We start from the raw sequence: 20,841 nt of genomic DNA on the forward strand, positions 1-20,841 counted from the left end.
GAATGAATGCAGGAAAAAGGTTTATTGATTGTTTTATCCGGCCCTTCTGGTGTCGGCAAGGGTACGGTAAGGAAGGAAATCTTTTCACAGCCTGATACGGCTTTTGAATATTCGATTTCAATGACAACGAGGTCTCCTAGAGAAGGGGAAGTTGATGGAGTGGACTATTTCTTCAAGTCACGCGAGGAATTTGAAGCGTTAATTGAACAGGATAAGTTACTTGAGTATGCTGAATTTGTTGGGAACTACTACGGAACACCTGTTGATTATGTAAGAGAGACACTAGAACAAGGGAAAGATGTTTTCCTTGAAATCGAGGTTCAAGGGGCACGACAAGTACGTGAGAAATTTCCTGATGGATTGTTTATTTTTCTTGTACCCCCTAGTCTTTCGGAGCTGAAAAACCGAATTGTTACTAGAGGTACAGAAACGGAAGATGTAATTAACAATCGGATGACAGTTGCAAAAGAAGAAATTGAAATGATGAATTTATATGACTATGTCGTGGAAAATGATCAAATTGAACGGGCATGTGATAGAATTAAGTCCATTGTTGTTGCTGAACACTGTCGCAGAGAACGAGTAGAACCAAGATATATTAAAATGCTGGAGGTAGATTAAATGCTTTATCCTTCTATTGATTCATTAATGACAAAAATTGATTCGAAATATTCACTTGTATCTGTAGCTGCAAAACGTGCTAGAAAAATGCAAGAAAATGCTAAGCCTCAGTTAGACAAATATGTTTCACATAAAAATGTAGGCAAGGCACTTGAGGAAATCAATGCAGATCAGCTTCATTATCGTCTTTCTGCTAAACTTAAGGACGAATCTTACGAATAACTGTCGAAAATAACAACCTCCTTTCAGGTTGTTATTTTTATTTAGCAGGTCCTGGTGTTATTTTAATTTGTTGTTAGGGATAACTTAGTGACAAGCTGGTTACATTCGCCTATCAAACTTCAGGCTCCCTACTTACGATAAGGCGGCATTAATTCACTATCGTTGTTTGGGTTTCCTTTATCGAAAGAACCGGCCCATCTGTGTTTGTTTGCAATGATCAATGCAATTCCACACATTTGCTCTTCGACATAAAACGTGAAAAAAAGCCATACTTCTTGCATAATAAAAGAGAGAAAATGATAGAAACAAAATGGGGGTTATAGAATGCTGCACGGAAAAAGAATACTATTATGTGTAACAGGCGGTATTGCTGTATATAAGGCTGCCGCATTAACTAGCAAGCTTACGCAGGCAGGTGCAGATGTGAAGGTCATTTTAAGTGAATCTGCCTGTGAATTTGTTACCCCGCTAACATTCCAGGCATTATCAAGAAATGATGTATATACTGATACATTTGATGAAAAGGACTCTAAGGTAATTGCTCATATTGATCTTGCAGATTGGGCTGATCTGATTTTAGTAGCACCAGCAACTGCCAATGTCATTGGAAAGCTTGCAAATGGTATAGCAGATAATATGATAACAACAACAATGCTTGCGGCAACTAAGCCAGTGTGGATTGCCCCAGCTATGAATGTTCATATGTATAATCACCCAGCTGTTCAGCAAAATATCGATACATTATTTCGGTTTGGGTATCGGTTTATTGAGCCTGGAGAAGGATATCTTGCATGCGGATATGTAGGGAAAGGCCGTCTTGAGGAACCGGAGAAAATTGTAGAGAATATCGAGATTTTTTTTCAGCCTAAGGATTTAAAGCTGATAGGCAAAAAGATCGTCATTACAGCTGGTCCTACCCGGGAAAAAATCGATCCAGTGAGATATATTACGAATCATTCATCAGGAAAAATGGGATACGCCATAGCTGAAGAGGCTGCCCGAACAGGTGCAAAGGTTGTTCTTATTTCTGGTCCTGTTAGCATACCAGCACCTGCAGGAGTAAACCTTATTCAAGTCGAGAGTGCTGAGGATATGTATCAAGCTGTTATGAAGGAATATAAGGATGCAAACATTGTCATTAAAACAGCAGCAGTGGCAGATTATCGTCCAAAAAACAGCTATGATCATAAGGTAAAGAAACAGGATGGGGACGAAAGCATGGAGCTTGAAAGAACAACGGACATTCTTTTGGAGTTGGGGAAGAATAAGAAAAAACAACTCCTCATTGGCTTTGCAGCTGAAACGAACCATGTTGCTGAATATGCTCAAAAAAAGCTATTAAAGAAAAATGCAGATATGATTGTAGCTAATAATGTGAAGACCGCAGGGGCTGGATTCGGTACGGATACGAACATTGTGACGCTATTCAAGCGAGATGGGACTGTAATAGAGCTGCCTCTACTATCGAAAAACGAAGTAGCTATTAGGATCTTAAATGAAGCTTCGCAATTATTAGGGAATGAAATGAAATGACCATAGCAAGTGTAATCGTTGATGTACCTGCTAAACAAACGGACAGGCCATTTGATTATGTTATTCCTGCTCATTTAGTTGAAGTAATCAAGCCTGGAATGAGAGTTATCGTTCCCTTTGGTCCTCGAAAAATACAAGGTTTTGTTATTGCAGTAAAGCCAGAATCAGACTTTGGCAAATTAAAAGAATTAATTGAACCAATGGATATAACGCCGATATTAAATCAAGAGCTTTTAGCACTTGGAGAGTGGCTGACATATGAAACACTATGCTATAAAATTTCTGCTTTTCAAGTGATGCTTCCTGCTGCATTAAAAGCAAAATATGAAAAAAAACTGAAATTAACGGCAGATGTAACAAACCTGCCAGCTGAGATCAGAACTGTATTTGGAGCGGATGATATGATTCCGTGGGAGGAAGCAGTAAAACTTGGCTGTTTAAACCTTATGCAAAGGGAAGTTGCAAACGGAAAAGTTGAAATTATATATGAAGTAAAAGAGCGTGTGAGAAAGAAAAAATTAAAACATATTATATCTAGGCTAACAAAGCAGCAATTAGCAGCAGAAAAGGAAAATTTACCTGTACAGGCTGTAAAACAGAAAGAAGTCATTGATTTTTTTCTTGATGCAGAAGCTCCAGTCGAGTTGCGTAAGCTCTTATCTGAACTAGGCATTTCTGCTTCAACAATTAAGGGATTAGTCCAAAAAGGATTTCTTGAAGAAAAAGAGATGGAAGTGTATCGTGATCCATTCGAAGAAAGAGTTTTTTCACATACAGAAGCGCTTCCGCTTACAGAGGATCAAGAAAAAGCAATTATGCCAATTCTTGCATCCATACGTGAACATAATCATGAAACCTTTTTGTTATATGGGGTGACAGGGAGCGGAAAGACGGAAATTTATCTTCAGTCAATCCAAAAAGTGCTGCAGGAAGGGAAAGAGGCCATTGTTCTTGTCCCGGAAATTTCATTGACTCCACAGATGGTCAAGCGCTTTAAAGGAAGATTTGGAAATGAAGTGGCTGTCCTTCATAGCGGGCTATCCGCTGGGGAGAAATATGATGAATGGCGAAAAATTCAGAAGAAGGAAGTTAAGGTCGTTGTCGGAGCTAGATCGGCCATATTTGCTCCATTTGAAAATTTAGGCATTATTATCATAGATGAGGAACATGAGACAAGCTACAAGCAGGAGGATAACCCAAAGTATCATGCCCGAAATGTTGCAATTAAACGTGGGACAACTCATCAATGCCCAGTTGTACTAGGAAGCGCCACCCCCTCACTTGAATCGTTTGCAAGGGCACAAAAGGGGGTATATACGCTTCTCTCCATGCCGAATCGGATGAATAATCAAGCGCTGCCTGGTGTCGAAATCATAGATATGCGGGAAGAATTAAGAGAGGGGAACCGCTCGATGTTTTCCCGGCTTCTTTTAGAAAAAATTGAGGACAGGCTAGAGAAGAAAGAACAAATTGTCCTTTTCCTCAATAAAAGAGGTCATTCATCTTTCGTCATGTGCAGAGACTGCGGGTATGTTGTTAATTGTCCAAATTGTGATATCTCCCTGACATATCATCGTGCAAGTCAGAGAATGAAATGCCATTATTGCGGGTATGAAGCACATGTACCTAAGTCTTGTCCGGAATGTAATAGTGAGCATATTCGATACTTTGGCACTGGTACGCAAAAAGTGGAGGAAGAGCTAGTCAAAATTTTGCCTCATGCGAAAGTGATCCGAATGGATGTGGATACAACTAGCAGAAAGGGTTCACATGAAAAGCTGCTTGATCAATTTCAGGAGGGCCATGCAGATATTCTTTTAGGCACACAAATGATTGCAAAAGGCCTTGATTTTCCCAATATCACATTAGTCGGCGTTTTGTCTGCGGATACGATGCTGCACTTACCTGACTTCCGTTCATCAGAGAAAACCTTCCAGTTATTAACACAAGTGAGTGGACGGGCAGGAAGGCATGAGAAAGAAGGTCAGGTTGTTATTCAAACCTATACACCTGAGCATTATAGTGTGGAATTAGCAGGAGAACAGGATTTTGACCGTTTTTATGAAAAAGAAATGATGGTGCGCAAAATCCATAGGTATCCTCCTTTCTATTATCTCTCACTTATCACGGTCAGTCATGAAGAATTAATGAAAACAGTGTCGATAACAGAAAAAATAACCTCTTTTATACGTTCCAGACTATCGAATGAAGCGATTTGTTTAGGACCTGTCGCTTCGCCGATTCCTAGGATCAATAATAGATATCGGTATCAATGTTTGATAAAATACAAACGGGAACCGGAGCTGAATACAGCATTAAAGAAAATACTCGATCAATATCAACAAGAAATTTCATTAGGCGGTTTACAAATATCGGTAGATGTAAATCCATTTATTCTAATGTGAAATTGGCCGTACGGTTATGAATATGAATAAAAATGTTGAAAATAGTTGGATAGCGATCATACAGGAGGAAGGAAATTGTCAGTCAGAAAAATAGTAGAATACCCCGCAGAAATCCTTGAGGTCCCATGCAAGCCAGTTACGCAATTTGATAAAAAGTTAGTGAAAATCTTAAATGATATGTATGATACGATGATTGAATTTGATGGGGTTGGACTAGCAGCCCCTCAAATCGGACTTGATATGCAGGCTGCGATTGTTGATATAGATGACGATAATGGAACAATTGAAATGATGAATCCAGAAATTCTTGAAGTGAGCGGAGAACAGACCGGACCGGAAGGGTGTTTAAGCTTCCCTAATCTTTTTGGAGAAGTAAGCAGGCCGTTATACGTGAAAATAAAAGCTCAGGACCGAAAAGGAAAGTTCTTTACGTTTGAAGCGGAAGATTTTTTAGCACGAGCGATTTTACATGAAATTGATCATCTGCACGGTGTATTATTCACTTCGAAGGTAATAAGATATTTGGATGAAGAAGAGTTGGAAGGGTTGGAAGAATAATGACTAAAATTGTATTTATGGGAACACCGGATTTTTCAGTTCCTGTTCTGCAGCAAATCTTAAATGATGGCTATGATGTGATTGGGGTAGTGACACAGCCAGATCGTCCAGTAGGAAGAAAAAGAGTGCTGACTCCGCCACCTGTAAAAGTAGAAGCTGAAAAACATGGGATTCAAGTTTTTCAGCCGGAAAAAATCCGTCAGCCTGAAGAACTTGAAAAAATAGTGGCATTAAATCCAGATTTAATTATAACCGCTGCTTTTGGTCAAATTCTGCCAAAGGAGCTGCTGGAAGCGCCGAAATATGGCTGCATTAATGTTCATGCTTCCTTGCTTCCAGAACTTAGAGGGGGAGCACCGATCCATTATTCAATTATTCAAGGAAAAGAAAAAACAGGAATTACGATCATGTATATGGCGGAAAAGCTGGATGCTGGAGATATTTTAACTCAAGTTGAAGTGCCGATTGCTGAAACGGATACAGTTGGCTCATTGCATGATAAATTAAGTGCTGCAGGATCTCAGCTACTATCAGAAACACTGCCAAAATTATTAAAAAGTGAATTGGCTGCTATTCCTCAAAATGACGAGGAAGCTACTTTTGCTGCAAATATTAAAAGAGAGCAAGAAAAGATTGATTGGTCAAAAACTGGGGAAGAAATCTATAATCATATTCGTGGATTAAATCCTTGGCCGGTTGCTTATACAACTTTTAATGGAGCAGTTATTAAAATATGGTGGGCTGAGAAAACAAATGCACTGGCAGATAAGACACCAGGAACGATTATTGGATTGGATGAGCAGGCAGTAATCGTTTCTACTGGCAATAGTACAGCTATTAGAATTCTTCAGCTGCAGCCATCAGGCAAGAAAAAAATGTCAGCTGAGCAATTTTTAAGGGGGGCTGGTTCCCAAATTCAAGTGGGCGACTGCCTTGGGGAAGAACAATGAAGAAAGAACGGAAGAAAAATGTCCGAGAAACTGCACTAGATCTGCTAGAAGCAATAGAGAAGAATCAGGCATATAGTAATCTTCTTCTAAATAATGCGATTAAAAAAAATGAAATAAACCAAAAGGACATCGGCCTGCTGACAGAATTAACATATGGTACATTGCAGCGGAGAATGAGCCTAGACTTCTATTTACAGCCATTTTTAAAGGGAAATAAAAAAGTGGAAAGCTGGGTTAAGCAATTATTGCGTCTCACATTATATCAAATGGTCTATTTAGATAAAATTCCTGACCGTGCGGCCATTTTTGAGGCTGTAGAGATTGCGAAGCAAAAGGGACATAAAGGGATTTCAGGGATGGTCAATGGTGTACTGAGAAATATCCAGCGACAAGGTCTGCCATCTATCGAAACACTAGAGGATCCAATCGAAAGATTGTCTATTGAAACAAGTCACCCGAGATGGCTTGTAAAAAGATGGGTCGACCAGCTCGGTTTCGATCAAGCAAAGCAGATGTGTGAGATTAATTTAACGGCTCCTTTGCAGACGGCAAGAGTCAATTTAACAAAAATCACGAGAGAGAATTGCATTCTGAAGCTTACTGAGGAAGGTTTCCAAGTAGAAGCTAGTCCTATGATACCAGAGGCAATTAAGTGCTACAGAGGGAATCTTGCAAACTCGGATGCTTTTAAAGAGGGGTATCTAACGATTCAAGATGAAAGCTCTATGCTTGTGGCCTATGCATTAGGTGCCTCTGAAAATGAAAGGATCTTGGATGGATGTGCTGCACCCGGAGGGAAATCAACTCATATTGCAGAGAGAATGCAAAACTCAGGAAAAGTCATTTCACTTGATCTCCATGATCATAAAGTAAAGCTAATTAAGGAAAATGCTACTAGATTAGAGCTTACTAATATTGAACCGAAAACACTTGATAGCAGAAAGGTTCAAGAACATTTCGAAAAAGAATCATTTGATCGAATTTTGCTTGATGCTCCATGTTCAGGCCTTGGTGTCATGAGAAGGAAGCCAGATATGAAGTATACGAAAAAAGAAGAAGACTTAATGCAGCTATCATTGATACAGTTAAACTTATTAAAAGCTGTTTCCCCTTTGTTGAAAAAAGGTGGTATTCTAGTTTATAGTACTTGTACAGTTGATAAGGAAGAGAATCAGCTGGTAGTGGAGTCATTTATAAAAAATGAGGTGGATTTTGAAGAAGACCATACTATTAAGGATCGGATGCCTGCAGCGATTCGTCCCTTAGTTCATGGATTTGAACTTCAAATTTTACCACAGGATTTTGGTTCGGACGGCTTTTATATAGCCTGTTTAAGAAAGAAGGTGTAAGAATGGAACAAGTAACAGCTAAGAAACAATCAACAATAGATCAGAAACCCTCCATTTATTCTTTACAACTGCAGGAGCTTAAAGACTGGCTCAAAGAGAATAATGAGAAAGCATTTCGTGCGGAGCAAATTTTTGATTGGCTTTATACAAAAAGAGTCACGTCATTTGAAGGGATGACTAATTTATCGAAGCAGTTAAGAGAAAGAATGGAATCAGCGTTCACCTTAACTACGTTAAAAACGATTATTCAGCAGCAATCCTCAGACGGTACAATTAAATTTTTATTTGAACTTCATGACGGCTACTCAATTGAAACAGTATTAATGAGGCATGATTATGGAAACTCCGTATGTGTAACAACACAAGTGGGCTGCAGAATTGGCTGTACGTTTTGTGCATCTACATTAGGTGGATTAAAACGTAATTTGGAAGCAGGAGAAATTGTTGCTCAGGTCGTAAAAGTACAGCAAGCGCTTGATGAGACGGATGAGCGGGTTAGTTCCGTCGTAATTATGGGAATTGGCGAGCCGTTTGATAATTTTGACCATATGCTTTCGTTTTTGAAAATTATCAATCATGACAAGGGCTTAAATATTGGTGCACGTCATATTACTGTTTCTACAAGCGGTATTATCCCGAAAATCTATAAATTTGCAGATGAAAATATGCAGATTAATTTTGCCATATCGCTGCATGCACCAAATACAGAGCTTCGCAGTCGTCTAATGCCTATTAACCGAGCTTATAAATTGCCTGACTTAATGGATGCCATACGCTATTATATTAATAAGACAGGCAGACGCGTTAGCTTTGAATATGGATTATTTGGCGGTGTAAATGATCAGGTTGAACATGCGGAAGAATTGGCAAGACTGATTAAAGGGTTGAAATGCCATGTAAATTTAATCCCTGTCAACTATGTTCCTGAAAGAGATTATGTAAGAACACCAAAAGAGCAAATTAATAAGTTTGAAAAAACGTTAAAAAATCATGGCGTGAATGTAACTGTTCGCAGAGAACAGGGTCATGATATTGATGCAGCATGTGGACAACTTCGTGCAAAGGAGCGAAAAGAGGAGACGAGGTGACAAGATGAAAGCTGTTTATATGACAGACCGAGGCAGAATTCGCCAGCATAATGAAGATAACGGTGGAGTTTTTACTAATAAAAGCGGTCAGCGCCTTGCCATTGTTGCAGATGGCATGGGCGGCCATCGTGCTGGTGATGTAGCAAGTGAAATGGCACTGACAAATTTACAGAATGTATGGAGAGAAACAGAAGAAATCCAAACCGCTGATGAGGCGGAAGCATGGCTGAAAACGAATATTGAAAATGGGAATACGCTTATCTATGAGCATTCAAAAAAGGTTTCTGAATGTGAAGGTATGGGGACAACAATGGTTGCAGCCATTTGTACTGACCGTTTTACAACCGTAGCAAATATAGGTGACAGCAGATGCTATATTTTAAATGAAACAGGTTTTCAGCAATTAACAGATGATCATTCGCTTGTGAATGAGCTGGTTAGAACAGGACAAATTTCGAAAGAGGATGCTGAGCATCATCCAATGAAAAATGTTGTATTAAGGGCATTAGGGACAGAAGAATCTGTAAGTATTGATATTAAAACGATTATTTTTGAAGAAGGGGACTTGCTCTTATTATGCTCCGATGGTTTATCCAATAAAGTGACTGAGTCTGAAATGATCGACATGCTTGAAAGTGAAACTGACTTGAATGCTAAAGCTTCTTCTCTTATAGAATTGGCTAATAACCACGGTGGAGAAGATAATATAACATTAGTTATTGTAGAGTTTTTGGATGGTAGTAATTCTGGTGATGGCTTATGATGATTGGAAAAAGAATTAGCGGGAGATATAAAATTCTTGAAATCATTGGCGGAGGCGGAATGGCTAATGTTTATTTAGCCCATGACATGATTCTAGACCGTGATGTAGCAGTGAAGATGCTGCGTCTGGATTTTGCTAATGATGAGGAATTTATACGCCGTTTTCACCGTGAAGCACAGTCAGCAACAAGTCTTGCTCATCCGAATATTGTAAGTATTTTTGATGTTGGGGAAGAAGATTCAATATACTATATTGTGATGGAATATGTAGATGGACAAACATTAAAACAATACATACAACAGAACAGTCCAATACAGGTAGACAAAGTGCTGGATATAATGAAGCAATTAACATCAGCTATTTCTCATGCCCATCAAAATCATATTATCCATCGAGACATTAAGCCTCATAATATATTAATTGACCGTCTTGGCAACGTGAAAATCACAGACTTTGGAATAGCAATGGCATTAAGTGCAACAAGTATAACGCAAACGAACTCTGTTTTAGGCTCTGTACATTATTTATCACCGGAACAAGCAAGAGGCGGAATGGCCAATCGGAAATCAGATATTTATTCGCTTGGGATTGTAATGTTTGAATTATTGACAGGACGTTTGCCGTTTTCTGGGGAATCTGCTGTTTCTATTGCACTTAAACATTTGCAATCTGAAACACCTTCTTTACGAAGATGGAATCCATCAATCCCCCAAAGTGTCGAAAATATCGTTTTCAAGGCAACTGCAAAGGATCCATTTCACCGGTATGACAGTGTAGAGGAAATGGAAGAGGATATTAGGACGGCACTTGAGCCTGACCGGATGAATGAAGAAATGTTTATAGTCCCAATCGATAATGATGCGACAAAGGCGATTCCGATCATTACAGATAGCCAATCCTTTTCAAATATGGATGAAACGGTCATTCGAGATAAGGACGTCAAAGGGAATCAAACGCCTCAGGATATAAAACCAAAGAAAGAGAAGAGCGTAAAAAAAGAACAGAAAAAAAGAAAAAAATGGACAACCATTTTAGTTTCTACTTTTTTTGCCTTAATTATCCTTGGTATTTTTGTTGTATTTGTTCTACCTGATTTATTAGCGCCTGATGAAATATCTGTACCTGAATTGACCGGTGAAAAAGCAGATGATGCAGTTAAGCAGCTAGAAGAAGCTGGATTTAGTATCGGTGAGACGATTCAAATAAATGATGATGAATTAGATGAGGGTTTAATAATTAAAACAGATCCAAAAGCAGGAACAGTCCTAAAAGAAGGTGCAATGGTTGATCTTTATGAAAGTCTTGGAAAGGAAAAATTTGAATTAGACAATTATACAGGTCAATCTTATGATGATGTTGTTCGATTATTGGAAAAGAGTAATTTCAAGAGCGAGAATATCGAGAAAAAAGAAGTGAATGATGAAGGTAAGGCTGCCGGTACCATTTTAGAACAAAGCAAGCAAGAGGGAGAGCTTGTTGTTCCTGAAGATACAGAACTGATATTTACTGTTAGCAAGGGACCAACACCAATTACTTTAAAAGACTTAAGAGATTATAATAAAAAAGGGCTTCAAGAATATGAAGAATCGACTGGTGTAGTGATTGAATTCGGAATAGAAGAATATAGTGATACCGTTTCAGAGGGGCTTGTTATCTGGCAAAAGCCAAATGCTGGGGCTCAAGTTACCAAGGGTAGCAAAGTGAAGGTAGCTATTTCTAAAGGAAAAAAAGAAATCCCGCCTAAAACAAAATTTGTGGAGGTAACGGTACCGTATGAACCCGTTATCGAAGGACAGCCACAGGAAGTGCAAATTTATATTAACGATATGAATCGAAGTATAACCGATCCATTTATCACAGAATACATTACGGAAACGAGAAAATTCAGATTAGAGCTTGAGATTCAACACGGGCAGAAAGCGGTATATCAAGTAAGAAGAGATAATACTGTTATTGACCAGCAGGAAGTGTTGTATCCGGAATAGGAGTGTTGCTATGCCTGAGGGCAAAATCATAAAGGCATTAAGCGGTTTTTATTATGTATTAACTGGGAACGAGATCGTGCAATGCCGTGGTAGAGGGGTTTTTAGAAAGAATAAAATAACCCCGCTTGTCGGTGATGAAGTTGTTTTCCAAGCTGAAAATGAGAAAGAAGGGTATATTTTAGAAGTAAGAGAGCGGAAGAATGAACTTGTCCGGCCGCCAATTGCGAATGTGGATCAGGCCATTCTCGTTTTTTCTGCTGTTGAGCCTGATTTTAGTACGGCCCTTCTTGACCGTTTTCTTGTATTAGTAGAGTTTAATCGCATTAAGCCGATCATTTGTATTACTAAAATGGATTTAACTAACGAGGTGCAAAATAAGGAAATACAGCAATATGCCGTGGATTATCGAAAGGCAGGCTATGATGTCCTCTTAACCTCTTCTGAAACCGAAGAAGGAATTAAGGAATTATATCCTTATCTAGAGGGGGAAATTTCTGTTTTTGCCGGGCAGTCAGGTGTTGGCAAATCTTCTCTTCTTAATGTGCTCAATCCGGATTTAGATTTAAAAACGGATGACATTTCTTCCCATCTCGGGCGAGGAAAGCATACAACAAGGCATGTGGAGCTGATTAAAGTTGGACAAGGCTTAGTTGCAGATACACCTGGTTTTAGTTCTCTTGAATTTATGGATATAGAGATCCCGGACCTTAACTTTTGTTTCCCAGAAATTGAAAAGCTGAGTGAGGAATGTAAATTTCGAGGATGTCTCCACAAAGCAGAACCAAAATGTGCAGTTAAGGCTGCTATTGAAAATAGGGAACTCCCTTCTTATAGGTATGAGCACTATATTACATTTTTGCAAGAAATTAAAGACAGAAAGCCGAGGTATTAACTATGGTGAAAGTAGCCCCTTCCATTCTATCTGCTGATTTTTCTAGGCTAGGGGAGGAAATTAAGGATGTTGAAAGAGGAGGAGCAGATTACATTCATGTCGATGTAATGGACGGGCATTTTGTTCCGAATATTACAATTGGCCCTTTAATTGTTGAAGCGATTCGTCCCGTGACGAAGCTTCCTCTTGATGTACATCTCATGATTGAGAATCCAGATCAGTATATTGAGTCTTTCGCAGATGCAGGAGCAGATTATATTACCGTTCATGTGGAAGCATGCCGTCACTTGCACCGTACAATCCATTTAATCAAATCTTTAGGTGTGAAAGCAGGAGTTGTATTAAATCCTGCAACACCAGTTCAGATGATTCAGGATATTATTGAAGACGTGGATATGGTTCTGCTAATGACAGTAAACCCAGGCTTTGGCGGTCAAAAATTTATCCCATCTGTTCTCCGAAAAATTGCTGCTGTAAAGAAAATGGCAGATGATAGAGGATTGAATATTGAAATTGAAGTAGATGGCGGCGTAAATGAGGAAACTGCAAAGCTTTGTGTTGAAGCCGGTGCGAATGTGCTTGTAGCTGGCTCAGCAGTTTATAATCAAAAGGATCGTGCAAAGGCAATTGCTGCTATTAAAGGCAGTGCCATACACAATTAATTCGAAGTCAGCTATCACTAGCTGGCTTCTTTTTAGGTAGCAGGAAAATTTAAGGTTAATTTAGGTGATGTTCCGCTTTCAATAAACCAATACAATCGTATAATAAAAACTAATGTGTTTTTCTGGAAGGAATTGGAGAGAGCCAAGATTTTCTAATAGCCGTTATAAGGTGGTCGAAAAAATGAATATAAATATATTGGCAGGCGGACCGATTGAACTATTGCCAAAGCTAGAAAGGTATCAAACAGATGAAGATATTTGGGTGGGGGTTGATAGAGGGGTTTTTACACTTCTATCAAATGGAATAAAACCGACGATTGCTTTTGGTGACTTCGATTCAGTTACTGATGATGAAATGGCTGCAATTGAGCAAGGTGTAGATGAATTGAACCGTTTCATGCCTGAAAAAGATGAAACAGATATGGAATTGGCGCTGGAGTGGGCGATTGAACAAAAGCCTGAATTAATTAGAGTTTTTGGAGCGACAGGAGGCAGGATCGATCATTTTATTGCAAATATTCAATTACTAATAAAACCATTGCAAAGGGATCACAGCATGCTGGTGGAAATATTCGACAAAAAAAATATCGTGTTTCTTCGAATGCCAGGCAAGTATTCAATAAAAAAAATTCCAGGCTTTAAATACATTTCATTCTTGCCAATCACAATGGAGGTTAGCGGCATTACACTTGAAGGATTTAAATATCCTTTAGTGGATCGCCAACTCCCTTTGGGATCCACTTTATGCATAAGTAATGAACTTATTAACGATTGTGGTCATTTTTCATTTTCAAAAGGCATATTAATGGTTGTAAGAAGTAATGATTAGGTCTGAAAAATTGATTAGTACTTATCTATTTATTTTGAATATGATGAATGGTGAAGATGGATGTGTGAGATCGAGGAGGGACATGAGTAATGAGATTTTATACAATTAAATTGCCGAAGTTCTTAGGCGGTATTGTCCGCGCGATGTTAGGAACCTTCAAGAAAAATTGAATCAATACACGAAGAAAAGAGCACCTGATAAAGGTGCTTTATTTTTTGGAATTGAGAATTGCCTAGCGCAAGCGTCCTATCGCCTAGAAAACTTCAGTCCCCTCCGTAATGATTGCGTCAAGCACGAATGCGTTATCGCTCTTCGTGTTTCCTTTATCGAAAGAACCTGGCCCTATGTGTTAGAACGTCAATGACCAAGGCGCTTTACGCTTTTTTATAGAAAAAGGACATCCCATAGGGATGTCCCGACACGTAATTAAACGCGTTCTACTTTACCTGATCTAAGCGCTCTTGCAGAAACCCAAACACGTTTCGGTTTTCCGTCTACAAGGATACGTACTTTTTGAAGGTTAGCACCCCATGTACGTTTGTTAGCATTCATAGCATGAGATCGTGCATTACCTGTAGTTGTTTTTCTACCAGTTACAACACATTTGCGTGGCATATTCATTTCCCTCCTTAACACATAAGCTCAAAACTTTTTTAAGAATCATTTGCCATGTTAGATGACCAAAGTGATTTAATGTTAAAAAAAGCAAAACTTATTTTTAGACATTAAAAGATACTTTAATAATTTATCATACAACCCCTTTTATTGCAATAGTTGACTTTCAAGAAAAAAACCTTGACATACACTATGATTGAATAAGCTATAATAAAATATAGACTGTAGCTTTCAAAATAAATGTAATTATAGTAAAATATTTTAAGGTGTGTGGATAATCTGCTTCGAAAGTAATAGCTCTAGGAGCAAAAATAGGGTAGAACAATTTTAAAGGGGGAAAGAAATATGTCAATCGAACTTAAAACGAAATTCGGCCAAATTGATATCTCAAATGACGTGATTGCTACGCTTGCAGGTGGAGCGGCTGTTGACTGCTATGGTATAGTTGGTATGGCCTCTAAGCAACAAATAAGAGATGGCTTAACAGAAATTTTGCGTAAAGAGAATTTTACCCGCGGTGTAATTGTTCGCCAAGAAAACGATGAAGTACATATCGACATGTATATTATTGTTAGTTACGGAACAAAAATTTCCGAGATTGCTCATAATGTCCAATCGAAAGTAAAATACACGCTTAATCAAACAGTTGGCCTAGCCATAGAGTCGGTCAATATTTACGTTCAGGGAGTTCGTGTAACGAACCCGTAGTGAGGAGGAAAGATTTGTGTCAATTAAAGTTTTAGACGGAAAACGATTTGCCGAAATGGTTATACTCGGTGCGAACCATTTGTCCGTTCATGCGAAATTGGTAGATGCACTTAACGTTTTCCCTGTTCCTGATGGTGATACAGGAACAAATATGAATTTATCAATGACTTCAGGGGCTAAAGAAGTAAAGAATAATGTTCAGCCGCACATTGGAAAAGTCGGGTCAGCACTTTCTAAAGGTTTGCTGATGGGAGCGCGTGGAAATTCTGGTGTTATCCTGTCACAATTATTTCGCGGATTCTCGAAAGCGATTGAACAAAAAGCAGAAATAGACGGCAAAGAGTTTGCTGCAGCTCTTCAAAATGGGGTGGAAACTGCCTATAAAGCAGTAATGAAGCCTGTAGAAGGGACAATATTAACAGTCGCAAAGGATGCCGCGAAAAAGGCAGTTCAAGTAGCAAAAAATGAAGATAATATTATCGCTATTATGGATGAGGTAGTGAAAGAGGCAAAAGCTTCTTTAAACCGTACACCCGATTTATTGCCTGTTCTTAAGGAAGTGGGAGTGGTTGACAGCGGGGGACAAGGGCTTGTATTCGTATACGAAGGCTTTCTTGCTGAATTAAAAGGAGAAGAATTGCCGGATGCACCTGCATCACTTCCCAAAATGGACGAGCTAGTTAGTGCGGAGCACCATAAAAATGTCCATAGTTTTATGAATACTGAGGATATTGAATTCGGTTACTGTACTGAATTTATGGTGAAGTTTGAAAGTGCAAAGCTTGCAAATAATCCATTTACTGAAGAAAAATTCCGTCAGGATTTAAGCAAATATGGAGATTCTTTATTAGTTATTGCTGATGAAGAACTTGTTAAAGTACATATTCACTCTGAACAGCCAGGAAATTGCTTAACATATGGTCAACGTTACGGCAGCCTGATTAACATGAAAATTGAAAATATGCGTCAGCAGCATTCCAATTTGGTAGATGAAGTGCAAACGCCGTTAGTTTCTGAAAATTCCTCGAAAAAAGTAAAACAGGAATATGGGATTGTAACCGTCTCAATGGGTAGCGGAATTGCTGATTTGTTCCGCAGTATTGGTGCACATGCAGTTATCGAGGGTGGCCAAACAATGAACCCAAGTACGGAAGATATTGTTAAAGCGATAAATGAAGTAAATGCTAAAAAAGTGATTATTCTCCCTAATAATAAAAACATTATTATGGCTGCACAACAGGCAGCTGAGGTGTCAGATCAAGAAGTGATTGTTATTCCTTCGAAGACAGTTCCTCAAGGAATGTCTGCACTGCTTGCATTCAATCCGGGTGCGGAACTTTCACAAAACGAAGAAGTGATGAATGAAGCATTAAAGCATGTGAAAACAGGTCAAGTAACTTTTGCTGTTAGAGATACGAGCATTGATGGTCTTGAAATCGAAAAGAATGATTTCATGGGGATTAATGAAGGGAAAATTGTTGTAAAAAATAAAGATAAGGTCCAATCGGCAAAAGATTTATTAATGAAGATGATTGATGCTGATTCAGAAATCTTAACCATTTTAAAAGGTGAAGATGCCACTGATGAGGACATTCAAGCGCTAATTGGCTTCGCAGAAGATAAATATGAAGATGTAGAAATTGAAGTGCATGATGGAAAGCAGCCACTGTATGCATTCATTTTCGCGATTGAATAAGCGATGTGAAAAGAAGGGGAATCCCCTTCTTTTTTGTACGTTAAGTTAACATAAATTTTCATCAAGTAGTTTATTCGACTTAATAAATAAATTATAGGAATAACGTGTAAGTGCAACTATGCCTCTGTCTTCGCCTTTTTAAGGCTGGCAGTCGCTGGTTTTTCTTTATAATGAAAAATTGATAGGGAAGGGGGGAAGGCGGATATTATTTTCCGCTAAACGATCGTGAATGAAATCTTAAATCAGTCCATAACAGCTATTAAAGGAATCGGTGGAGAAACAGAAGAAATTCTTGGTGAAATGAAGATACGGACAGTTAATGATTTGCTGGAATATTTCCCTTATCGTTATGAAGATTATCGTCTTCGTGATTTAGCTGACGTAAAACATGATGAACGAATTACAATCGAAGGGAAGGTACACAGTGAGCCTTCTCTCGTTTATTATGGCCGAAAGCGTTCAAGATTAACTGTAAGAGTACTTGTTGGAAGATATCTTGTTCAGGTCGTTTTATTTAATCAGCCTTATGTGAAAAATAAGATTGGCATTAATGAAACAGTGTCAGTAACAGGAAAATGGGATCAGCATAGACAAATAATAACGGCAAGTGAGATACATATTGGTTCACAGACAAAGTCTAAAGATTTTGAACCTGTTTATACTGTAAAGGGAAAGCTTACAGTTAAAGGCTTAAGAAGATTTATTAATTTAGCCTTTAATCAATTTGGGGAGTATATTGAAGAAACATTACCTGAACAATTTTTAAAAAACTATAAGCTATTAAATAAGAAAACTGCCATAAGGATTATGCATTTTCCAACTGATCAGCAAGAGCTTAAGCAAGCAAGACGACGGATTGTGTATGAAGAGTTTTTCTATTTTCAGTTAAAAATGCAATCATTAAGAAAATTTGAAAGAGACCATACAAAAGGGGTTGCACAAGATTATAATCTAGAATCACTTCAAACATTCCTTGAGTCTCTCCCTTACTCTCTTACAAATGCTCAAAAACGGGTAGTGAATGAAATCCTTAAAGATATGAAGTCTCCGTTTAGGATGAATCGGCTATTACAGGGGGATGTTGGCTCGGGAAAAACAGCGGTTGCAGCCATTGCCCTTTATGCAAGTACAACAGCAGGGTTTCAAGGTGCTTTAATGGTCCCTACGGAAATTCTAGCAGAACAGCACATGGAATCGTTGAAAGTGATGCTTGAACCATTCCAGCTTCGATGCGAGCTATTAACTAGTTCTGTAAAAGGAAAACGCAGAAAAGAAATATTGCAATTGTTAAAAACGGGAGAAATTGATGTTTTAATCGGAACGCACGCATTAATACAGGATGAGGTCGAGTTTCACAATCTTGGACTTGTCATCACCGATGAACAGCATCGATTTGGAGTGGAGCAGAGAAGAGTCTTAAGGGAAAAGGGAGAAAACCCAGATGTACTATTTATGACTGCAACACCCATTCCGAGAACACTTTCAATCACTGTGTTTGGAGAAATGGATGTGTCCATTATAGATGAGATGCCTGCAGGAAGAAAGGTCATTGAAACCTATTGGGCAAAGCCTGATATGCTAGACCGCATACTTGTTTTCGTGGAAAAAGAATTGCGTGCAGGTCATCAAGCTTATGTCATCTGCCCCCTTATTGAAGAATCAGACAAACTAGATGTTCAAAATGCAATTGATGTCCACAGCAACTTAACTCATTATTTTAATGGCCGTTATACAATCGGACTCATGCATGGAAAACTAACTCCAGATGAAAAAGAGTCGGTAATGAAGGCATTTAGTCAAAATGAAAAACAAGTTCTAGTATCAACTACCGTTGTTGAGGTAGGAGTAAACGTCCCAAATGCAACGATGATGGTCATTTATGATGCGGAAAGATTCGGACTCGCTCAGCTTCACCAGCTAAGAGGAAGAGTCGGACGTGGCAGTGAACAATCCTATTGTATTTTACTGGCTGATCCTAAATCAGAAGTCGGTAAGGAACGGATGAAAATAATGACAGATACAAATGATGGTTTTCTTCTTAGTGAAAAGGATCTCGAGTTAAGAGGCCCAGGAGACTTTTTTGGTAAAAAACAAAGTGGACTTCCTGAATTTAAAGTCGCAGATATGGTTCATGATTATCGCGCGTTAGAGACTGCCAGAAATGATGCGGCTCTATTAGTACAGTCAAATGAGTTTTGGCATTCCTCTGAATATATGTATTTAAGAAATTATTTGAAGGAATCAGGTGTTTTAGAAGGAGAAAAGCTTGATTAAAGCGATTCTTAATTATATACTACTATTAGTACCTAGTCTTAATAACGCGGACGGTGTGTTAAAATGAAAAGAACTAAAAAGGAACGGCAGGCATTATTAAACACAACAATAAAAGAAAATCCTTTTGTTACGGACGAAGAGCTTGCGGAAAAGTTTATGGTTAGTGTTCAAACCATTCGGCTGGATCGGCTGGAGCTATCAATTCCTGAGCTGCGCGAACGAATAAAAAATGTCGCCGAAAAAAATTTTGATGATGAAGTGCGAGCATTGCCGATAGAGGAAATAATCGGTGAAATTATTGATATAGAGCTAGATAAAACGGCTATATCCATCTTGGATATTAAAGAAGAGCATGTTTTTAGAAGAAATCAGATTGCCAGGGGACATCATCTATTTGCACAGGCAAATTCGCTTGCAGTTGCTTTAATCAATGACGAACTAGCATTAACTGCCAAAGCAAATATTCAATTTACTCGGTCTGTAAAGCAAAATGAGAGGGTAATTGCGAAAGCAAGGGTAGTCAAGATAGATACGGAAAAGGGAAGAACGATTGTAGAAGTGACTAGCTTTGTTAATAATGAACTTGTTTTTAAAGGTGAATTTGATATGTTCCGGTCTGAAGCAGGACGAAGGTCTTAATGACTCCTTCGCAAATTAATAACAAAGGAAGTTATAGAAATATGAAAATAGCAATAGATGCAATGGGCGGCGATCATGCGCCAAAAGAAATTGTTCTTGGAGCAATGAGAGCGATTAATGAATATAAAGATATTCATATTACCCTTGTTGGAGACGAATCAAAAATAAAGCAATATGTAACATCCGCTGAACGGATTGAAATTTTACATACAGAAGAAGTCATTCTTCCTACAGATGAACCTGTTAGAGCCGTTCGTCGAAAGAAGACAGCTTCTATGGTTCTTGCTGCACAGCAGGTAGCAGATGGACAAGCAGATGCTTGTATATCAGCTGGAAATACAGGAGCATTAATGGCTGCAGGTCTTTTTGTTGTGGGCCGTATTGAAGGAATTGAACGCCCGGCCTTATCACCGACATTACCAACAATCGGCGGAGAAGGGTTTCTGCTTCTTGATGTAGGTGCCAATGTTGATGCAAAACCAGAGCATTTGCTGCAATACGCGATAATGGGCTCTATCTATGCTGAAAAGGTTCGGGGGGTATCAAATCCAAGAATTGGTCTATTGAACATCGGAACAGAAGAGAAAAAAGGGAATGAGCTAGCTAAGAATGCATTTGAACTTCTTCAGCAAGCAAATATTCATTTTATTGGAAATGTAGAGGCACGAGATTTGCTGGATGGAGTGGCAGATGTCGTAGTAACAGACGGCTTTACAGGCAATATGGTTCTTAAAACGATCGAGGGCACCGCACTATCTGTGTTTAAAATGATGAAAACAGCGCTTACTAGCAGTTTTAAAAGCAAAATGGCGGCAGCTGTTCTAAAACCAGATCTCGTTCAATTAAAATCAAAAATGGATTACTCAGAGTACGGCGGTGCAGGTTTGTTTGGCTTAAAGGCGCCAGTTATTAAAGCGCATGGTTCATCCGATGCAAATGCAATATTTAGTGCTATAAGACAAACAAGAAACATGGTTGAAAACTCAGTTTCTCAAACAATCAAAGAAGCTGTGGAAAAGGAAGCGTCAAAATAAAGTTGAATAAGGAGAGTT

20 protein-coding genes are annotated in these 20,841 nt (G+C 38.6%); 19 read left to right on the top strand and 1 reads right to left on the bottom strand.

Annotated elements, in window-relative coordinates:
- Window positions 1-6: 6 nt before the first annotated feature.
- The 14 genes from gmk to spoVM all read left to right on the top strand — a co-directional run bounded on the left by gmk (window position 7) and on the right by spoVM (window position 14,027).
- Window positions 7-621 (top strand): guanylate kinase, encoded by a 615-nt coding sequence (gene gmk / locus ASU02_RS09335; RefSeq protein WP_057763162.1) that lies wholly within the window; start codon window positions 7-9, stop codon window positions 619-621.
- The gene (gene rpoZ / locus ASU02_RS09340; RefSeq protein ID WP_053475612.1) at window positions 622-843 is read left to right on the top strand and encodes a DNA-directed RNA polymerase subunit omega; all 222 of its coding nucleotides are present in this window, start codon (window positions 622-624) and stop codon (window positions 841-843) included.
- 324 nt (window positions 844-1,167) lie between these two features.
- Entirely contained in the window at window positions 1,168-2,376 is a 1,209-nt protein-coding gene (coaBC, locus tag ASU02_RS09345) for a bifunctional phosphopantothenoylcysteine decarboxylase/phosphopantothenate--cysteine ligase CoaBC (protein ID WP_057763163.1), read from the top strand.
- Window positions 2,373-4,781: a primosomal protein N' gene (gene priA, locus ASU02_RS09350; protein ID WP_057763164.1), complete on the top strand. Its 2,409-nt coding sequence runs from the start codon at window positions 2,373-2,375 to the stop codon at window positions 4,779-4,781. Before coaBC ends, priA begins: the two co-directional genes overlap by 4 nt.
- 75 nt (window positions 4,782-4,856) lie before the next feature.
- The gene (def, locus tag ASU02_RS09355) at window positions 4,857-5,339 is read left to right on the top strand and encodes a peptide deformylase (RefSeq protein ID WP_057763165.1); all 483 of its coding nucleotides are present in this window, start codon (window positions 4,857-4,859) and stop codon (window positions 5,337-5,339) included.
- Entirely contained in the window at window positions 5,339-6,289 is a 951-nt protein-coding gene (gene fmt / locus ASU02_RS09360) for a methionyl-tRNA formyltransferase (protein ID WP_057763166.1), read from the top strand. Before def ends, fmt begins: the two co-directional genes overlap by 1 nt.
- Window positions 6,286-7,638 (top strand): 16S rRNA (cytosine(967)-C(5))-methyltransferase RsmB, encoded by a 1,353-nt coding sequence (gene rsmB / locus ASU02_RS09365; RefSeq protein WP_057763167.1) that lies wholly within the window; start codon window positions 6,286-6,288, stop codon window positions 7,636-7,638. Before fmt ends, rsmB begins: the two co-directional genes overlap by 4 nt.
- 2 nt (window positions 7,639-7,640) lie before the next feature.
- Window positions 7,641-8,726 (top strand): 23S rRNA (adenine(2503)-C(2))-methyltransferase RlmN, encoded by a 1,086-nt coding sequence (gene rlmN / locus ASU02_RS09370; RefSeq protein ID WP_057763168.1) that lies wholly within the window; start codon window positions 7,641-7,643, stop codon window positions 8,724-8,726.
- A 4-nt stretch (window positions 8,727-8,730) separates the two neighbouring features.
- Complete coding sequence (locus tag ASU02_RS09375; protein ID WP_057763169.1) at window positions 8,731-9,489, top strand: Stp1/IreP family PP2C-type Ser/Thr phosphatase; 759 nt, start codon at window positions 8,731-8,733, stop codon at window positions 9,487-9,489.
- Entirely contained in the window at window positions 9,486-11,474 is a 1,989-nt protein-coding gene (gene pknB / locus ASU02_RS09380; protein ID WP_057763170.1) for a Stk1 family PASTA domain-containing Ser/Thr kinase, read from the top strand. The genes ASU02_RS09375 and pknB overlap by 4 nt, the downstream gene beginning before the upstream one ends.
- Before the next feature lie 10 nt (window positions 11,475-11,484).
- Window positions 11,485-12,366 (top strand): ribosome small subunit-dependent GTPase A, encoded by an 882-nt coding sequence (gene rsgA / locus ASU02_RS09385; protein ID WP_057763171.1) that lies wholly within the window; start codon window positions 11,485-11,487, stop codon window positions 12,364-12,366.
- Window positions 12,367-12,368: 2 nt separating this feature from the next.
- Window positions 12,369-13,028: a ribulose-phosphate 3-epimerase gene (gene rpe / locus ASU02_RS09390; RefSeq protein WP_057763172.1), complete on the top strand. Its 660-nt coding sequence runs from the start codon at window positions 12,369-12,371 to the stop codon at window positions 13,026-13,028.
- Window positions 13,029-13,209: 181 nt separating this feature from the next.
- On the top strand, window positions 13,210-13,857 hold the full coding sequence (locus ASU02_RS09395) for a thiamine diphosphokinase (RefSeq protein WP_057763173.1): 648 nt from the start codon (window positions 13,210-13,212) through the stop codon (window positions 13,855-13,857).
- A gap of 89 nt (window positions 13,858-13,946) precedes the next feature.
- The gene (gene spoVM / locus ASU02_RS09400; protein WP_053475624.1) at window positions 13,947-14,027 is read left to right on the top strand and encodes a stage V sporulation protein SpoVM; all 81 of its coding nucleotides are present in this window, start codon (window positions 13,947-13,949) and stop codon (window positions 14,025-14,027) included.
- 256 nt (window positions 14,028-14,283) lie between these two features.
- Here spoVM and rpmB read toward each other — a convergent pair whose 3' ends face one another.
- Window positions 14,284-14,472 carry a 50S ribosomal protein L28 gene (gene rpmB, locus ASU02_RS09405; RefSeq protein ID WP_053475625.1) on the bottom strand — a complete coding sequence of 63 codons (189 nt, stop codon included), beginning with the start codon at window positions 14,470-14,472 and terminating at the stop codon, window positions 14,284-14,286.
- A 345-nt stretch (window positions 14,473-14,817) separates the two neighbouring features.
- Here rpmB and ASU02_RS09410 point away from each other — a divergent pair, with 345 nt between their 5' ends.
- The 5 genes from ASU02_RS09410 (at window position 14,818) to plsX (ending at window position 20,823) form a co-directional block, all read left to right on the top strand.
- The gene (locus ASU02_RS09410; RefSeq protein WP_053475626.1) at window positions 14,818-15,180 is read left to right on the top strand and encodes an Asp23/Gls24 family envelope stress response protein; all 363 of its coding nucleotides are present in this window, start codon (window positions 14,818-14,820) and stop codon (window positions 15,178-15,180) included.
- A 16-nt stretch (window positions 15,181-15,196) separates the two neighbouring features.
- Entirely contained in the window at window positions 15,197-16,876 is a 1,680-nt protein-coding gene (locus tag ASU02_RS09415; RefSeq protein ID WP_057763174.1) for a DAK2 domain-containing protein, read from the top strand.
- A 225-nt stretch (window positions 16,877-17,101) separates the two neighbouring features.
- The gene (gene recG / locus ASU02_RS09420; protein WP_057763175.1) at window positions 17,102-19,150 is read left to right on the top strand and encodes an ATP-dependent DNA helicase RecG; all 2,049 of its coding nucleotides are present in this window, start codon (window positions 17,102-17,104) and stop codon (window positions 19,148-19,150) included.
- Between the two features lie 63 nt (window positions 19,151-19,213).
- Window positions 19,214-19,789: a transcription factor FapR gene (gene fapR, locus ASU02_RS09425; RefSeq protein WP_057763176.1), complete on the top strand. Its 576-nt coding sequence runs from the start codon at window positions 19,214-19,216 to the stop codon at window positions 19,787-19,789.
- Between the two features lie 41 nt (window positions 19,790-19,830).
- A complete protein-coding gene (gene plsX, locus ASU02_RS09430) occupies window positions 19,831-20,823 on the top strand; it encodes a phosphate acyltransferase PlsX (protein ID WP_057763333.1) in 993 nt (330 codons plus the stop codon).
- Window positions 20,824-20,841 lie beyond the last annotated feature (18 nt).

The sequence above is a fragment of the Cytobacillus praedii genome (genome assembly GCF_001439605.1).
In the GTDB taxonomy this organism is placed as follows: Bacteria; Bacillota; Bacilli; order Bacillales; family Cytobacillaceae; genus Cytobacillus; species Cytobacillus praedii.

Coding starts and splice junctions, on each gene's coding strand:
- gmk (WP_057763162.1), top strand. CDS start 7: ATGCAGGAAAAAGGTTTATTGATTGTTTTATCCGGCCCTTCTGGTGTC.
- rpoZ (WP_053475612.1), top strand. CDS start 622: ATGCTTTATCCTTCTATTGATTCATTAATGACAAAAATTGATTCGAAA.
- coaBC (WP_057763163.1), top strand. CDS start 1,168: ATGCTGCACGGAAAAAGAATACTATTATGTGTAACAGGCGGTATTGCT.
- priA (WP_057763164.1), top strand. CDS start 2,373: ATGACCATAGCAAGTGTAATCGTTGATGTACCTGCTAAACAAACGGAC.
- fmt (WP_057763166.1), top strand. CDS start 5,339: ATGACTAAAATTGTATTTATGGGAACACCGGATTTTTCAGTTCCTGTT.
- rsmB (WP_057763167.1), top strand. CDS start 6,286: ATGAAGAAAGAACGGAAGAAAAATGTCCGAGAAACTGCACTAGATCTG.
- rlmN (WP_057763168.1), top strand. CDS start 7,641: ATGGAACAAGTAACAGCTAAGAAACAATCAACAATAGATCAGAAACCC.
- ASU02_RS09375 (WP_057763169.1), top strand. CDS start 8,731: ATGAAAGCTGTTTATATGACAGACCGAGGCAGAATTCGCCAGCATAAT.
- pknB (WP_057763170.1), top strand. CDS start 9,486: ATGATGATTGGAAAAAGAATTAGCGGGAGATATAAAATTCTTGAAATC.
- rsgA (WP_057763171.1), top strand. CDS start 11,485: ATGCCTGAGGGCAAAATCATAAAGGCATTAAGCGGTTTTTATTATGTA.
- rpe (WP_057763172.1), top strand. CDS start 12,369: ATGGTGAAAGTAGCCCCTTCCATTCTATCTGCTGATTTTTCTAGGCTA.
- ASU02_RS09395 (WP_057763173.1), top strand. CDS start 13,210: ATGAATATAAATATATTGGCAGGCGGACCGATTGAACTATTGCCAAAG.
- spoVM (WP_053475624.1), top strand. CDS start 13,947: ATGAGATTTTATACAATTAAATTGCCGAAGTTCTTAGGCGGTATTGTC.
- rpmB (WP_053475625.1), bottom strand. CDS start 14,472: ATGCCACGCAAATGTGTTGTAACTGGTAGAAAAACAACTACAGGTAAT.
- ASU02_RS09410 (WP_053475626.1), top strand. CDS start 14,818: ATGTCAATCGAACTTAAAACGAAATTCGGCCAAATTGATATCTCAAAT.
- fapR (WP_057763176.1), top strand. CDS start 19,214: ATGAAAAGAACTAAAAAGGAACGGCAGGCATTATTAAACACAACAATA.
- plsX (WP_057763333.1), top strand. CDS start 19,831: ATGAAAATAGCAATAGATGCAATGGGCGGCGATCATGCGCCAAAAGAA.